Source organism: Pseudomonas sp. GL-R-19 (genome assembly GCF_019956375.1).
In the GTDB taxonomy this organism is placed as follows: Bacteria; Pseudomonadota; Gammaproteobacteria; order Pseudomonadales; family Pseudomonadaceae; genus Aquipseudomonas.
The window spans coordinates 81,953-98,333 of the sequence record NZ_JAHBDJ010000092.1; the positions used below are offsets into that span (position 1 = coordinate 81,953).

13 protein-coding genes are annotated in these 16,381 nt (G+C 62.7%); all 13 read left to right on the forward strand.

Translation table 11 applies throughout. The features are described from left to right. Positions 1-13 precede the first annotated feature (13 nt). The 13 genes from pilG (at position 14) to mdcH (ending at position 16,343) form a co-directional block, all read left to right on the forward strand. On the forward strand, positions 14-418 hold the full coding sequence (gene pilG / locus KGA83_RS29280; protein ID WP_108217043.1) for a twitching motility response regulator PilG: 405 nt from the start codon (positions 14-16) through the stop codon (positions 416-418). A gap of 57 nt (positions 419-475) precedes the next feature. Next, positions 476-841: a twitching motility response regulator PilH gene (gene pilH, locus KGA83_RS29285; RefSeq protein WP_008068134.1), complete on the forward strand. Its 366-nt coding sequence runs from the start codon at positions 476-478 to the stop codon at positions 839-841. Between the two features lie 10 nt (positions 842-851). Then, positions 852-1,391 (forward strand): chemotaxis protein CheW, encoded by a 540-nt coding sequence (locus tag KGA83_RS29290; RefSeq protein WP_108217042.1) that lies wholly within the window; start codon positions 852-854, stop codon positions 1,389-1,391. A gap of 154 nt (positions 1,392-1,545) precedes the next feature. After that, a complete protein-coding gene (locus tag KGA83_RS29295) occupies positions 1,546-3,606 on the forward strand; it encodes a methyl-accepting chemotaxis protein (protein ID WP_108217041.1) in 2,061 nt (686 codons plus the stop codon). Between the two features lie 37 nt (positions 3,607-3,643). Next, positions 3,644-9,658: an Hpt domain-containing protein gene (locus KGA83_RS29300; RefSeq protein WP_223531497.1), complete on the forward strand. Its 6,015-nt coding sequence runs from the start codon at positions 3,644-3,646 to the stop codon at positions 9,656-9,658. Further along, entirely contained in the window at positions 9,651-10,112 is a 462-nt protein-coding gene (locus KGA83_RS29305; RefSeq protein ID WP_108217039.1) for a chemotaxis protein CheW, read from the forward strand. Before KGA83_RS29300 ends, KGA83_RS29305 begins: the two co-directional genes overlap by 8 nt. A 220-nt stretch (positions 10,113-10,332) precedes the next feature. Continuing rightward, complete coding sequence (gene mdcA, locus KGA83_RS29310) at positions 10,333-12,003, forward strand: malonate decarboxylase subunit alpha (RefSeq protein ID WP_108217038.1); 1,671 nt, start codon at positions 10,333-10,335, stop codon at positions 12,001-12,003. Next, a complete protein-coding gene (locus KGA83_RS29315; protein ID WP_108217037.1) occupies positions 12,003-12,878 on the forward strand; it encodes a triphosphoribosyl-dephospho-CoA synthase in 876 nt (291 codons plus the stop codon). Before mdcA ends, KGA83_RS29315 begins: the two co-directional genes overlap by 1 nt. Next, positions 12,878-13,177, forward strand: coding sequence for a malonate decarboxylase subunit delta (locus KGA83_RS29320; protein ID WP_007975424.1), 300 nt, complete (start codon positions 12,878-12,880; stop codon positions 13,175-13,177). Before KGA83_RS29315 ends, KGA83_RS29320 begins: the two co-directional genes overlap by 1 nt. Beyond that, positions 13,170-14,021: a biotin-independent malonate decarboxylase subunit beta gene (locus tag KGA83_RS29325; RefSeq protein ID WP_108217036.1), complete on the forward strand. Its 852-nt coding sequence runs from the start codon at positions 13,170-13,172 to the stop codon at positions 14,019-14,021. Before KGA83_RS29320 ends, KGA83_RS29325 begins: the two co-directional genes overlap by 8 nt. Continuing rightward, complete coding sequence (gene mdcE / locus KGA83_RS29330; RefSeq protein ID WP_108217035.1) at positions 14,018-14,821, forward strand: biotin-independent malonate decarboxylase subunit gamma; 804 nt, start codon at positions 14,018-14,020, stop codon at positions 14,819-14,821. The genes KGA83_RS29325 and mdcE overlap by 4 nt, the downstream gene beginning before the upstream one ends. Beyond that, positions 14,815-15,435 carry a malonate decarboxylase holo-ACP synthase gene (locus tag KGA83_RS29335; RefSeq protein ID WP_108217034.1) on the forward strand — a complete coding sequence of 207 codons (621 nt, stop codon included), beginning with the start codon at positions 14,815-14,817 and terminating at the stop codon, positions 15,433-15,435. Before mdcE ends, KGA83_RS29335 begins: the two co-directional genes overlap by 7 nt. After that, complete coding sequence (mdcH, locus tag KGA83_RS29340; protein ID WP_108217033.1) at positions 15,432-16,343, forward strand: malonate decarboxylase subunit epsilon; 912 nt, start codon at positions 15,432-15,434, stop codon at positions 16,341-16,343. Before KGA83_RS29335 ends, mdcH begins: the two co-directional genes overlap by 4 nt. Positions 16,344-16,381: the final 38 nt, after the last annotated feature.

Consider the following 16,381-nt stretch of genomic DNA (forward strand, 5'->3'; position numbering starts at 1 on the left):
GGTAGAGCATTTTATGGAACGGTACCCCAGCGCCTTGAAGGTCATGGTGATCGACGATTCGAAGACGATTCGTCGCACCGCCGAAACGTTGCTCAAGAACGTGGGTTGTGAGGTCATCACGGCCATCGACGGCTTCGATGCCCTGGCCAAGATTGCCGACAACCACCCCAGTATCATCTTTGTCGACATCATGATGCCGCGCCTGGATGGCTACCAGACCTGCGCCCTGATCAAGAACAACAGCGCGTTCAAGTCCACGCCGGTGATTATGCTGTCGTCCAAGGACGGGCTGTTCGACAAGGCCAAGGGGCGCATCGTCGGCTCTGACCAGTTTTTGACCAAGCCTTTCAGCAAGGAAGAATTGCTTGATGCGATCCAGGCCCATGTACCTGGTTTTGCCGCCGTTTTGCCGCAGTAGGACACGCACAGTGACGCTCGGCCATCGGGCCCGGTGTCGACAAGAATGGGGAAGACCATGGCACGTATTCTGATCGTCGATGATTCGCCGACCGAAATGTACAAACTGACCGGCATGCTGGAAAAGCACGGTCATGAAGTGTTGAAAGCCGAAAACGGCGCCGACGGTGTGGCCCTGGCCCGCCAGGAAAAGCCCGACGCGGTGCTGATGGACATTGTCATGCCCGGCCTCAACGGCTTCCAGGCGACCCGCCAGCTGACCAAGGACCCGGAAACCGGACACATCCCGGTGATCATCATCACCACCAAGGACCAGGAAACCGACAAGGTCTGGGGCACGCGCCAGGGCGCCAAGGATTACCTGACCAAACCGGTCGATGAAGAGACCCTGATCAAAACCCTGAACAACGTGCTGGCCGGTTGATCATCAGGTCATGAACGAGTCGCTGACGGCTTTTGAACTGCTGCTGCAAATCGACCGGCGCTGTCGATTGCTGGCGGCGGACTTGCCGTCCCAGCCACCCCGGCGGGACAGCTGGAGCGGCATCGGATTTCGCCTGGGCGAGCACTGGTATGTCGCGCCCATGAGCGAAGTCAGCGAAGTCCTGCACGAACCGCGTTTCACTCAGCTACCGGGGGTCAAACCCTGGGTCAAGGGGGTTGCCAACCTGCGCGGGCGTTTGCTGCCGGTCATGGATCTGTGCGGCTTCTTCGGGCATGAGCTTTCGGCGATGCGCGGGCAGCGGCGGGTGTTGGTGGTGGAACATGACGAGGTGTTTGCCGGGTTGTTGGTCGACGAAGTCTTCGGCCTCCAGCACTTTGCCCAGGACAGCCTGGAACCGGTGCCGGCAGAGGAGTTGAAGGGGCCGATGGCGGCGTTTGTCAAAGGCCGGTTTCAGCGCGAGCAGTGCTGGCAGGTGTTCAGCCCGTTTGCGTTGACGCAGTCCCAAAGCTTCATGCATGTGGCGGTGTAACCGGGCAACAGAGAACCCTGTGGGAGCGAGCCTGCTCGCGATTGAACGATAACGCGGTATTCCTGAAACACCGCGGCGCCTGAATCGCGAGCAGGCTCGCTCCCACAAGGGGCTTGGTATGCTTTACAGGGTGTTGGTTAACAGGCGAGGACCGATGATAAAAGCAAAAGCAGGCAAGCCAATGGAAGGGTCGCGCAGCCGGTCGCAGATTATCGTGCTGTTCATCGCGCTGATCGTCTTCATCATGCTGCTGTTCGCCAACTTCGCGTACCTCAACACCCAGGCTACCTACGACAAACAGTACATCGGCCACGCGGGCGAGCTGCGTGTGCTGTCCCAGCGTATCGCCAAGAACGCCACCGAAGCCGCCGCCGGCAAGGCTGCCGCGTTCAAGTTGCTCAGCGATGCGCGCAACGATTTTGCCCTGCGCTGGGGTTACCTGAAGAAAGGCGACCCGGCCACCGGCCTGCCACCGGCCCCTGCTACCGTGCGTCCGGAGATGCGCGCGGTGCAACAGGATTGGGAGCGTCTGCTGAAAAACACTGATGCGATTCTTTCCAGCGAGCAAACCGTACTGTCGCTGCATCAGGTCGCCGCGACCCTGGCCGAAACCGTGCCGCAGTTGCAGGTCGAGTACGAAAAAGTCGTCGAGATCCTGCTGCAACGGGGCGCCCCGGCAGCCCAGGTGGCCATGGCCCAGCGTCAGTCGCTGCTGGCCGAGCGCATCCTCGGCGCGGTGAACACGGTATTGGCCGGCGACGAAAACTCACAGCAGGCCGCCGACGCGTTCGGACGCGACGCGACGCAGTTCGGCAAGGTGCTCAACGGCATGCTCCAGGGCGACCCGGCGCTCAAGGTCAGCCAGGTCGAAGATCGCGACGCCCGTGCGCGTCTCGCGGAAATCTCCGAGCTGTTCGAATTCGTGTCGGGTTCGGTGGACGAGATCCTCGAAACCTCGCCAGAGCTGTTCAAGGTCCGCGAATCGGCCTCGAACATTTTCAGCCTGTCGCAAACCCTGCTCGACGAAGCCTCACACCTGGCCAGCGGGTTCGAAAACATGGTCGGCGGGCGCACCACCGACACCATCGGCGGTTATGTGCTGGGCTTGCTGGCGCTGGCTTCGATCATCCTGATCGGCATGGTGATGGTGCGCGAAACCAATCGTCAGTTGCACGAAACCGCCGAGAAAAACGAGCGTAACCAGAACGCGATCATGCGCTTGCTCGACGAGATCGAAGACCTGGCCGACGGTGACCTCACGGTGACCGCCTCGGTGACCGAAGACTTTACCGGCACCATCGCCGATTCGATCAATTACTCCGTCGACCAACTGCGTGATCTGGTCGCGACCATCAACCTCACCGCTGGTCAGATCGCCGCCGCCGTACAGGAAACCCAGGCCACCGCCATGCACCTGGCCCAGGCTTCGGAACATCAGGCCCAGCAGATTTCCGAGGCCTCCATGGCGATCAACGACATGGCCGAGTCCATCGACCAGGTGTCGGCCAACGCGGCTGAATCTTCGGCGGTTGCCGAACGTTCGGTGGAAATCGCCAACAAGGGCAATGAGGTGGTGCACAACACCATCCACGGCATGGACAACATTCGCGAGCAGATTCAGGACACCGCCAAACGCATCAAGCGCCTGGGTGAGTCGTCCCAGGAAATCGGCGACATTGTCAGCCTGATCGATGACATTGCCGACCAGACCAATATCCTTGCCCTCAACGCGGCCATCCAGGCGTCCATGGCCGGTGACGCCGGCCGCGGTTTCGCCGTGGTCGCCGATGAAGTGCAGCGCCTGGCCGAGCGCTCATCCGCTGCCACCCGGCAGATCGAAACCCTGGTGCGGGCGATCCAGACCGACACCAACGAAGCGGTCATCTCCATGGAGCAGACGACGACCGAAGTGGTACGCGGCGCCCGTCTGGCGCAGGATGCAGGTGTGGCCCTGGAAGAAATCGAAGGCGTGTCCAAGACGCTTGCGGCGCTGATCCAGAGCATTTCCAATGCGGCGCAACAGCAGACGTCGTCGGCCGGTCAGATTTCCCTGACGATGAACGTGATCCAGCAGATCACCTCGCAGACGTCGTCGGGCTCCACTGCTACGGCCGAGAGCATCGGTAACCTGGCGAAAATGGCCAGTCAGTTGCGTCGCTCGGTGTCCGGTTTCACCTTACCGGCAGCCAAGGCGCAGGCTGTGGACAAAGCGTGAATCGCCCGCGGGTAGAACTATGGTGACTGAAGTGGTTATGGGGGATCGGCACGACTATGTGGCCCTCGAATGGGTCAAGGGCGAGATTGCCGAAACGCTGAAACAGGCTCATCACGCGATTGAAAACCTGCTCGATGACCCGCAGGCGACGCAAGCGCTGGATGATTGCCTTTCGTGCATTCATCAGGTCCACGGCAGTTTGCAGATGGTCGAGTTCTACGGCGCGGCGTTGCTCGCCGAAGAAATGGAACAACTGGCCATGGCCTTGCAGGACAACCGTGTCAGCCATCGCGACGAGGCGTTGCACCTGTTGATGCAGGCCCTCGGGCAGCTGCCGATCTACCTCGACCGGGTGCAAGGCGCGCGTCGCGACTTGCCTCTGGTGGTGTTGCCACTGATCAACGACCTGCGCAGTGCCCGCGGCGAAAGCCTGCTGTCGGAAACCAGCCTGTTCAGCCCGCAATTGCCCGAGTTACTGGCGCTGGACGCAGATACGCTGGCGCAGCTGGAGCCGGCCGAATTGCCCAATGTGCTGCGCAAGCTGCGGCAGATGCTGCAAATGGCGCTGGTCGGTTTCCTGCGTGAACAGGACAACGACACCAATCTCGATTACCTGGCCAAGGTCTTCACCCGCCTCGAAGCACTGTGCGCCAATGCACCCCTGAGCCCGTTATGGCAGGTGGCATCGGCGCTGGTCGAAGGCATGCAGGGCGGTGCGATCGCCAACAGCCCGGCTTTGCGCAGCCTGTTCAAGGATGCCGACAAGGAACTCAAGCGCCTGCTCGAACAAGGCATGCCCGGCATCAACCAGCCGGCCCCGCCGGAGCTGCTCAAGAGTTTGCTGTTTTACATTGCAAAGGCCGAACATCCCACCGGGCAGATGCTGACCATGAAAGAACGCTACTCACTGGACGACGCGCTGCCCGACAGCGCGATGGTCGATGAAGAACGCGCGCGGCTGGCCGGTCCCGACCGTGACGCCATGCGCTCGGTGCTGGCAGCGCTGTGCGAAGAGCTGGTGCGGGTCAAGGAACGTCTGGATCTGTTCGTGCGCAGTGACCGCCAGCACACCTCTGACCTCGAGAGCCTGCTGGCACCGCTGCGGCAAATCGCCGACACCCTGGCGGTGCTGGGCTTCGGCCAGCCGCGCAAGGTGATCATCGATCAATTGGCGGTGGTGCTCAGCCTCGCCCAGGGTCAGCGCGAACCCAACGATGCGATCCTCATGGACGTTGCCGGGGCCTTGTTGTACGTCGAAGCGACGCTGGCCGGCATGGTCGGTACCGTGGAACCGGAGAGCCAGGATGACAATCGCCTGCCGACCACCGACCTGACGCAGATCCATCAGATCGTGATCAAGGAGGCCCGCATCTGTTTGCAGCAGGCCAAGGACATGATCGTCGACTACATCGACGCCGATTGGGACCGCCAGTATTTGCAGGCGCTGCCGGCCTTGCTGACCCAGGTGCGCGGCGCGCTGGCGATGATTCCGCTGGGCCGGGCGGCGAGCCTGGTCGAAACCTGCAATCACTTTATCCGCGAGCACCTGATGCTCGAACCGGGTCAACCGGGTTGGCAGGAACTGGACAGCCTGGCCGACGTGATCACCAGCATCGAGTACTACCTCGAGCGCCTCAGCGATGACCCGCAAACGCAAGGTGAAAACCTGCTCGATGTCGCGGAAAAAAGCCTGGCCAGCCTCGGGTTTTTCCCCAGTGAGCAGCATGTGCCAGTGCTTGATGATGCGCTCAACCCGACCGAAGCGCAGGTGATGCAAATGATGCAGGAGCTGGATGATCCGCAGACCGTCCAGACCCTGGCCGATGTGCTTGCCAGCCCGGTTTCGAGCCTGAATCCACCCGCCCTGAACATTCCGGGCAGCCTGCTGCCGCCGCCAGCAGGCGAAGAGCCGGTGGACGAGGAACTGCGTGAGGTGTTCCTCGAAGAAACCGACGAAGTCCTGGAGATCCTGCGCGAGTACTTGCCGGGCTGGTCGGTCAACCCTGAAAACCGCTCGGCCCTGAGTGAGCTGCGCCGTGCCTTCCATACCCTCAAGGGCAGTGGTCGCATGGTGCGCGCTCTGGTGCTGGGCGAACTGGCCTGGGCCGTGGAAAACCTGCTCAATCGCGTACTGGAAGGCAGCGTGGAACCGGGCGCTGCGGTGCAGCAACTGATCGGCGATGTGCTGCAGCTGCTTCCGGAGCTGGTGGCTGAATACGCCGCCAATGCCCAGCGTCAGCGCAACGATGTCGATCAGTTGGCCGCCTCCGCCCATGCCCTGGCCAAGGGCGATGAGCCGGTGTCCGATGAGGATACGCAGGATGTCGCGGCCCTCGACCCGCTGTTGCTGGAGATCTTCCGCAAAGAGGCTGAAACCCACTTGGGCAGCCTCAATCGCTTCCTTGATAAGGCCGCCGAACATGTGCCGTTGCCGGCCAGCGACGAATTGCAGCGCGCCTTGCACACCCTCAAGGGCAGTGCCTCCATGGCCGGTGTGTTGCCGATTGCCGAGCTGGCCGCACCGCTGGATCAACTGGCCCGGGAGTACAAGGCGCATCTGATCGCGCTGGATCTGGATGAAGTCGAATTGCTGCTGGAAGCTGAAGGATTGTTTCGCCTCGGCTTGCGCCAGCTCAAGACTGATCCGCTGGCGGAAATTCCCGGCGCCCGGGATTTGACCGAGCGAGCCAGGGCGCTGCTGGCCGAGCGTCTGGAAAACCTTCTGAACACGCCGAACACCGGGCTGCGGATCAAGCGCGATCCGCAACTGATCAACAACTTCCTCGCCCAGGGCATGGACATCCTGCTGGACGCCGAAAGCCTGTTGCAGCGTTGGCAGCAACACCCCGGCGAACGTCAGGAACTCAGCGCACTGCTGGACGAATTGACCACCCTCGGCGAAGGCGCCCATCTGGCCGACCTGCACCCGGTGGATGAGCTGTGCGAAGCGTTGCTCGACCTGTACGGGGCCGTGGAAGAAAGCAGCCTGGCGGTCAGCGAGCGGTTTTTCCATGAGGCACAGGGTGCCCACGAAGCGCTGATCAACATGCTCGACGAACTGGCTGCCGGTCAGGAAGTCAGCCCGCAGCCACAACGGATCAGGGCCTTGCGCAAACTGCTCGACGAGAGCCTCGACCCGTCGGCCATGGGCCTGATCCGCAGCGATGGCAGCCGTAGCCTGAGCATCCGTGAATTGGGCAGCGCCACTGCGGAGCTTGAGCGCACGCTACCCCCTGTAGGAGCGAGCTCGCTCGCGATGGACTCAAATGCGCCGCACTTATCCAATGACAACGCGTCATCGTTAACGCCCATCGCGAGCGAGCTCGCTCCTACAGGAGAGGGGCGCGAGCTGGATGCGGAAATCGTTGCGATCTTCCTTGAAGAAGCGGTGGATATCCTCGACAGCGCCGGTCAGGCCTTGCAGCGTTGGTTGCGCGACCCGGACAACGCCGCGCCGCTGTCGTCCCTGCAACGGGATTTGCACACCCTCAAGGGCGGCGCACGCATGGCCGAGATCGGGCCGGTCGGCGATCTGGCCCATGAACTGGAAAGCCTTTACCAGGGCTTGGTGGACCGTCGTTATGCCTTCAGTGATTCACTGGCGGTGCTGCTCAAACAGAGCCATGAGCGATTGGCGTTGTACCTTGAACAGTTGCAGCCCAACCAGCCACTGGACGACTCCCGTGAGCTGATCGAAGCCATGCGTGCCTACCGTCAGAGCTACGCGGGCGGCACCGAGACGGCCCGGCAGGCGACCGGCAACGACTCGGCTGCGCATGATCCGCAATTGCTGGAAATATTCCTCGAGGAAGGTTTCGACATCATCGAAAGCTCCGGGGCGGCGCTGGAGCGCTGGCAGGCCCAGCCTTCGAATCGGCAGGAAGTGGAAACCCTGCTGCGCGACCTGCACACCCTCAAGGGCGGCGCGCGCATGGTGGAAATCGCCGCGATTGGTGATCTGGCCCATGAACTGGAGTTCCTCTACGAAGGCCTGTCCACCGGCGAGTTGCAACCGACGGAGCCGTTGTTCGCGCTGTTGCAGCGCAGCCATGACCGCTTGGCGCAGATGCTCGACGCGGCCCGCGCCGGTGAACCGATGCCGCCCGCCGACCGTTTGATCGATGCGATCAGGAACTTCAGCCACCCGGCCGTGCTTGAAGCCCCCGCGCCGATTGCTCCGCCGGCCACGCCCAAGGCGGAGCCGCTGGCGCCGCCGTCCGATGCCGGCACCGACATGGTCAAGGTCTCGGCGGAGCTGCTCGACGATCTGGTCAACCTGGCCGGTGAAACATCGATCTTCCGTGGCCGGATCGAACAGCAGGTCAACGATGCGCACATCGCCCTGAATGAGATGGAGACCACCATCGAGCGCATGCGCGACCAGTTGCGCCGCCTCGATACCGAAACCCAGGGACGGATCCTCAGCCGCCAGCAAGTCGACGCCGAACGCCTGGGGTACGAGGAATTCGACCCGCTGGAAATGGACCGCCATTCGCAGTTGCAGCAGTTGTCCCGGGCGCTGTTCGAATCGGCCTCTGACTTGCTCGACCTCAAGGAAACCCTCGAGCGACGCAATCAGGACACGGAAAACCTGCTGCAACAGCAGGGCCGCATCAACACAGAATTGCAGGAAGGCCTGATGCGCACGCGCATGGTGCCGTTCGAACGCATGCTCCCGCGTTTGCAGCGCATCGTCCGGCAGGTGTCCAGTGAACTGGGCAAGGACGTGGATTTCATCGTCGATAACGCCGAAGGCGAGATGGATCGCAACGTTCTCGAACGCATGGCCGCACCGCTGGAACACATGCTGCGCAACGCCGTCGACCACGGCCTGGAGTCCGTCGAAGCACGGCTGGCGGCGGGGAAACCGGCCAAGGGCAAAATCACCCTCGATCTGCTGCGCGAAGGGGGCGACATCATTTTCGACATCCGCGACGACGGCGCCGGTGTGCCGCTGGACGCGGTGCGGCGCAAGGCGATCAAGCGCGGCCTGCTCGCCCCGGACAGTGTCATCAGTGATCACGACGTGTTGCAGTTCATCCTGCAACCGGGGTTTTCCACCGCCGAAAAAATCACCCAGATCTCCGGGCGCGGCGTCGGCATGGACGTGGTGCACGAAGAGGTGCGGCAACTGGGCGGCACCATGAGCATCGACTCGGTGCCCGGGCAGGGCGTGCATTTCCGCATTCGCCTGCCGTTCACCGTCTCGGTCAACCGGGCGTTGATGGTGCAGTGCGGAGAGGACCAATACGCGATCCCGCTCAATACCATCGATAGCATCGTTCGTGTCCTGCCCAATGAACTCGAAGGGTATTTCCGTTTCGATTCGCCGACCTACGAATACGCCGGACAACGTTACGAGCTGTGCTACCTGGGTGAGTTGCTGAAAACCAGCCCGCGCCCGAAGCTGTTGGGCCAGAGCCTGCCACTTCCGGTGTTGCTGGTGCAGTGCAATGAGCGGCACATCGCGGTGCTGGTGGACGCCATGGCCGGCACTCGCGAAATCGTGGTCAAGAGCCTGGGGCCGCAGTTCGCGGCGGTGCAAGGGGTATCCGGGGCGACGATTCTCGGGGACGGCCGGGTGGTGCTGATTCTGGATTTGCTGGCGCCGATCCGCGCCATGCAGGCCCGTGTGCCCCAGCGTCCGCCAGGACAAGAGGTCGAGGCCGAGCCGCATCGGCCGCTGCTGGTGATGGTGGTCGACGACTCGGTCACCGTGCGCAAGGTCACCAGCCGCTTGCTCGAACGCCACGGCATGAGCGTGCTGACTGCCAAGGATGGAGTCGATGCCATGCTGCTGCTGGAAGAACACGTGCCCGACCTGATGCTGCTGGACATCGAGATGCCGCGCATGGATGGCTTCGAAGTCGCGACCCAGGTGCGCAATGACGAACGTCTGCGACACCTGCCGATCATCATGATCACCTCCCGCACCGGACAGAAACACCGCGACCGCGCCATGGCCATCGGCGTCAACGACTACCTTGGCAAGCCGTACCAGGAATCGGTGCTGCTCGAAAGCATCGCCTTGTGGAGCAAGACCCATGCTTGAGCACCGCACCAGCAACCTCACTGGCCTGCTGCTGCCATTGGCCGACCGCAACCTGATCCTGCCCAACGTCGCCGTAGCCGAGCTGATCGACTACCAGCAGCCGGGGACCTTCGACCTGGACACACCGCCGTGGTACCTGGGCCTGGTGGCGTGGCGCGACCGGCAGATTCCGCTGCTGAGTTTTGAGTCGGCCTGCGGACAGAAAATCGTCATCGGTTTACGCGCGCGGATCGTCATTCTCAACGCCCTCGGCGGGCGCCCCGAGCTGAAGTTCATCGCGCTATTGGTGCAGGGCATTCCGCGCTCCTGCAAGCTCGACAGCCAGTTGAGTTATGTGGATGTGCCGTTGTGCGCGCTGGAGCAGGCGGCGGTGCAGGTGGGTGAGCAGGTGGCCAAGGTGCCGGATCTGTTGGCGCTGGAGGGGTTGTTGGTGGATGCCGGGTTAGTCAACTGATCCCGACTCAGCGGTGAACTGACCGGCCCCTTCGCGGGCAAGCCCGCACCTACAAGGTTTTGTGTGCACCGCCGACCCACTGTAGGAGCGGGCTTGCCCGCGAAGGCGTCAGTTCTGACAACCATTACCCTGAGCGTAACGATCCGCCACTCTGCTTGATTGATACGCTACGACCAACACTCCTAAGGTAGCTCCACGACAGCGAACCCGTGGAGTGGTCATGACAACAACAATATCCCCCGACTCGCGATGGACGCGGCGGCGCAGCGAAAAGCAGCGGCGCCTCGAGCTGGTGCGAGGGCTTGCCGACGGCGTGGTGTTGCCCACCGACAACATCGTCGCGGCGCTGGAGGCCTTGATCCTGCCTGGCGACCGCGTGGTGCTCGAAGGCAATAACCAGAAGCAGGCGGATTTCCTTTCCCGTTCCCTGGCCAAGGCCGATCCCGCAAAGCTGCATGACCTGCACATGATCATGCCCAGCGTCGGGCGCACCGAGCACCTGGATCTGTTCGAGCGCGGCATCGCGCGCAAGCTCGACTTCTCTTTCGCCGGCACTCAAAGCCTGCGCATCAGCCAGTTGCTCGAAGACGGCCTGCTGGAAATCGGCGCGATCCACACCTACATCGAACTTTACGCACGGCTGGTGGTGGACCTGATTCCCAACGTCGTGCTGTCGGCCGGGTTCATGGCCGACCGCGCGGGCAACATCTACACCGGGCCGAGCACCGAAGACACCCCGGCCCTGATCGAGCCGGCGGCCTTCAGCGACGGCATCGTCATCGTTCAGGTCAACCAATTGGTGGACGACGTCAGCGACCTGCCGCGTGTAGACATTCCCGCCTCCTGGGTCGACTTCGTGGTGGTGGCGGACAAGCCGTTCTATATCGAACCGCTGTTCACCCGCGATCCACGGCACATCAAGCCGGTGCACGTGCTAATGGCGATGATGGCGATCCGCGGCATCTACGAAAAACACAATGTGCAGTCCCTCAACCACGGCATCGGTTTCAACACGGCCGCCATCGAACTGATCCTGCCGACCTACGGCGAATCCCTCGGCCTCAAAGGCAAGATTTGCCGCAACTGGACGCTCAACCCGCATCCAACGCTGATCCCGGCGATTGAAAGCGGTTGGGTCGAAAGCGTGCATTGCTTCGGCACTGAGTTGGGGATGGAGAACTATATTGCGGCACGGCCGGACGTGTTCTTTACCGGGCGCGACGGCTCCCTGCGTTCCAATCGGATGTTCAGCCAACTGGCCGGGCAATACGCGGTGGACCTGTTCATCGGCGCGACTTTGCAAGTCGATGGCGACGGTCATTCTTCCACAGTGACGCGCGGACGCCTGGCCGGTTTCGGCGGGGCTCCGAACATGGGCCATGACCCGCGCGGTCGTCGTCACGGTACGCCGGCCTGGCTCGACATGCGCAACACCGATGTGGCCGAGCCCATGCTCGAACGCGGTAAGAAACTCGTGGTGCAGATGGTCGAAACCTTCCAGGAGGGTGGCAAACCGACTTTTGTTGAAACCCTCGATGCGGTCGATGTGGCGAAGAAAAGCGGCATGCCACTGGCGCCGATCATGGTCTATGGCGACGACGTCACCCACCTGCTGACAGAAGAAGGTATCGCCTACCTGTACAAGGCGCGCTCGCTGGAAGAGCGCCAGGCGATGATCGCCGCCGTCGCCGGGGTAACCGCCATCGGCCTGCGCCACAACCCCAAAGACACCGCACGCATGCGTCGCGAAGGCCTGATCGCCTTGCCCGAAGACCTCGGCATCCGCCGCACCGATGCCACTCGCGAATTGCTCGCGGCGAAAAGCGTGGCCGATCTGGTGGAATGGTCCGGTGGCCTCTACAACCCGCCCGCCAAGTTCAGGAGCTGGTAATGCACGCACTTAACCTGCAACCCAAAAGCCTGAGCCTGGCCGAACGGCTGGCGGACCTGGCGGTGGACGCACTGATCGACGAAGCTGATCTGTCGCCGAAACCGGCACTGGTCGACCGTCGCGGCAATGGCGCCCACACCGATTTACACCTGGGGCTGATGCACGCTTCGGCGTTGTCGTTGTGGCCGGCTTTTAAAGAAATGGCTGAAGCAGCCATCGAGTTCGGCGAAGTCGGCTCGCCCCTGCGCGAAGCCGTGGGCCGCATTGGTCGCGAAGGCGAGCAAGCGATGCTCGACACCACCGGCGGCGTGAACACCCATCGCGGGGCGATCTGGGCCTTGGGCCTGTTGGTCACTGCCGCTGCACTGGAACCTCAATCCTGCAGCGCCAATAGCGTGGCGATACGTGCTGCGCGGTTGGCCTTGCTCGACGACCGTTTTGCACCACGTCCGCTCAGTCACGGTGCGCAAGTCGCCCAACGCTATGGCGCTCGCGGTGCTCGTGAAGAAGCGCAACTCGGTTTTCCGGCTGTGACCCAACGTGCTCTGCCACAACTGCTGCGCAGCCGCGCCGCCGGTCATGGCGAACACAACGCCCGGCTCGATGCGCTGCTGGCGATCATGACGAATCTGGCCGACACCTGTGTGCTTTACCGCGCCGGTGAAGAAGGCCTGAACACCATGCAACTGGGTGCCCGGGCGGTGCTCGATGCCGGTGGCAGTGCCAGCCTCGGCGGACGTCGCCGCCTGCATGAGCTGGACCAACAACTCATCGCGTTGAATGCCTCGCCCGGCGGTGCTGCCGACCTGCTCGCAGCCTGCCTGTTCATCGACCGTATCGCGTCTGGCGACGGCCTCATCCAGGGAGTGTTTTGATGGAAACCTTATCTTTTGAATTCCCCGCCGGGCAGCCACCACGCGGCCGCACCCTGGTGGGCTGTGTCGGCTCGGGTGATCTGGAAGTGCTGATCGAACCGGGTCAGGCCGGCAAGCTGACGATCAACGTGCAGACCTCGGTCAATGGCAGCGAGCAACGCTGGCAGCATCTGTTCGCACGGATGTTCGACGGCCAGACGCCACCGGCCATGGATATCGATATCCACGATTTCGGCGCGACGCCCGGTGTGGTGCGCCTGCGTCTGGAACAAGGCTTCGAGGAGATTGGCCATGACTGACAGCGCATCTCTGCTCAACAAGCACAGTTTCGTCGAACTCGGTGCGCGGCAACGGGCCAAGGCGTTGCTCGACGTCGGCACCTTCCGCGAACTGCTCGATCCCTTTCAACGGATCATGTCGCCGTGGCTGTCGCGCCAGGGTGTGGTGCCGCAAGCCGACGACGGCGTGGTGATCGCCAAGGGTAATCTCGATGGTTTGCCGGTGGTGATCGCGGCCATCGAAGGCGCATTCCAGGGCGGCAGCCTCGGTGAAGTCGGCGGAGCAAAAATCGCCGGTGCACTGGAACTGGCCGCCGAAGACAACCGCAACGGCATTCCGACCCGCGCCGTGCTGCTGCTGGAAACCGGCGGCGTGCGCTTGCAGGAAGCCAACCTCGGCCTGGCAGCCATTGCCGACATCCACGCGGCGATTGTCGACTTGCAGCAGCACCAACCCGTGGTCGGTGTGGTGGCGGGCAGCGTCGGCTGCTTTGGCGGCATGTCGATTGCCGCCGGCTTGTGCAGCTACCTGTTGGTGACCCAGGAAGCGCGGCTTGGCCTGAATGGTCCGCAAGTGATCGAGCAAGAAGCCGGACTCGAAGAATACGATTCCCGCGACAGGCCCTTCATCTGGAGCCTGACCGGTGGTGAACAGCGTTTCGCCAGTGGTCTGGTGGATCGTTACGTGGATGACGATGTGGCACAGATTCGCCAACAGGTGGCTGAGTTGCTCCATCAGGGTTTGCCTGCACAGCCGCGCAGCCGGCAGGCCGAGTTGTTCCTGCAACGCCTGGCGCGTCTGGACGCCGAATCGCAAATCGAGCCGTCCGTGGTTCGCGATCTGTACCAAGGAGAACGCCCATGAGTCCGTATTCCCTGCGTGGTTTGAACTGGTTCAACGCCTTGAGTGCCGGGGCGAAAGCAGTCGAGGGCTTGCCGGCTTCGCTGAAGGTCGCGGACGGAGCGCTTGGCGATCAGCCTGTGCGTTTCATCGCGGTGGTGGCTGACCCGGAAAACCGCTTCGTCCGTGCCCGCAACGGCGAAGTGGGTTTGCTCGAAGGCTGGGGCCTGGCCAAGGCTGTGGATGAAGTCATTGCCGCCGATCAGAACAAAGCACACAAACGCGCCCTTTTCGCCATCGTCGACGTGCCGAGCCAGGCTTACGGTCGACGCGAGGAAGCCCTCGGCATTCATCAGGCGCTGGCCGCCGCGGCGGACAGTTATGCCCGTGCCCGTCTCGCTGGTCATGCGGTGATTGGTCTGCTGGTGGGCAAGGCGATGTCCGGGGCATTTCTGGCCCACGGCTATCAGGCCAATCGCTTGATCGCCCTGCGCGATCCGGGGGTGATGGTGCATGCCATGGGCAAGGCGTCGGCGGCGCGGGTGACCTTGCGTAGCGTCGAAGAACTCGAAGCCCTGGCCGCCAGCGTACCGCCGATGGCCTATGACATCGACAGCTATGCCAGCCTCGGGCTGCTGTGGGAAACCTTGTCAGTGGAACAGATCGAGCAGCCGACTGCGGCGGATCTGGCGCGGGTGACTGAGTGCCTGGGTCAGGCGATGGGCGATATCGCTGAAAAGGGTACAGATCTCAGTGGTCGTCTCGGTGCGGCCAACCGTGCGGCATCGAGCAAGGTTCGCCAATTGCTGAGAGCGCAGTGGTGAACACGCTACTGGCCCATGACCTGCTGTGGGGCATGACCCCGCAGCAGTTGCCGACGGATGCGCCTGCGTGGGTAACCGAGTCGATTAGTGCTGGTCAACCGGTGGTGGTCCGTCGCGCCTTGAGCGCGGCGGGGCAGGTGGCGGTGGGCGTGCGCGGGCCGCTGCGCGAACAGCGATTTGCGGCGGTGATGGAAGTCGCTGCCATTACGCGGCAGGTGCGGCCGGAAGAACTCTGCCATGTTCAAGGGCAGCGCGATTTCCCGGCGCTGCGGGCCTTGGAGCAGCTGCGCTCGTACCTCGATGACAGTGGTTGGGTCTGGGGTGTCAGCGGAAGCGCCGGGTTCGAGTTGGCCAGTGGATTTGCCGCTTTGCACACGGGCAGCGATCTCGATCTGATCCTGCGTACGCCACGTCCGATGAGTCGTGTCGGCGCCCAGGCGTTGGCGGCCGTTCTCGACGCCGCCGTGTGCCGCGTGGACCTGCAATTGCAGACACCGTCGGGCGCCGTTGCCTTGCGCGAATGGGCCGGTGCTTCGTCGCGGGTCCTGTTGAAAAGTGCCACTCAGGCCAGCCTGATCACTGATCCGTGGAATCTACAGGAGCAAGCAGCATGAGCAGCTTGCTGGTGTTCCCCGGCCAGGGTGCGCAACAACCCGGAATGCTGGCGCGTTTGCCTCGGGAAACGTTGATCGAGGCGAGCGACCTGCTCGGCGAAGATGTCACGCAGCTGGATTCTGCCGAGGCGTTGCAGTCGACGAGGGCGGTTCAGCTTTGCCTGCTGATTGCTGGAGTCGCCGCTTCACGTCAGCTGGCCATGGCCCCGGACTACGTGGCTGGCTTGTCGATCGGCGCTTATCCGGCAGCGGTGGTGGCTGGTGCCTTGGGTTTCAGCGATGCGTTGCATCTGGTCAGCCTGCGCGGCGAACTGATGCAGCACGCTTATCCACAGGGCTACGGCATGACCGCGATCATCGGTCTGGACCTGGCCACGGTGGAAGGATTGCTGGCCCGGGTGTACTGCGTAGAAATGCCGGTTTATCTGGCCAATATCAACGCCGATAACCAGGTGGTGATTGCCGGTAGCGACGCGGCGATGAAAGCGGTGGCGGAGTTGGCGAAAGGTTACGGAGCAGGCTTGGCCAAGCGTCTGGCAGTGAGCGTGCCGTCCCATTGCCCATTGCTTGAAGCCCCTGCGCAACGGTTGGCCGAAGCCTTCGCCAAGGTGCCGCTGCAAACCCCGAAGATCGGCTACCTGAGCAGCAGTCGTGCGCGTCCGCTGATCAAGCCTGAAGCCTTGCGTGACGACCTGGCCTTCAACATGTGCCGCATCGTTGACTGGCGCGGCACGGTACAAAGCGCCTACGAGCGCGGCGTACGTCTACAGATCGAACTGCCGCCCGGTGCGGTGCTGACCGGGCTGGCGCGCCGGGTGTTCGAGCAGGGCACCGTGATTGCCTTCGATGGTGCACGGCTCGATACCTTGCAGGCGCTGATGCGTGAGGAGGGAAGCCGCCACTCTTAAATCACCCGGCTTAAGGCTTCGAACAACAAAAACAACAT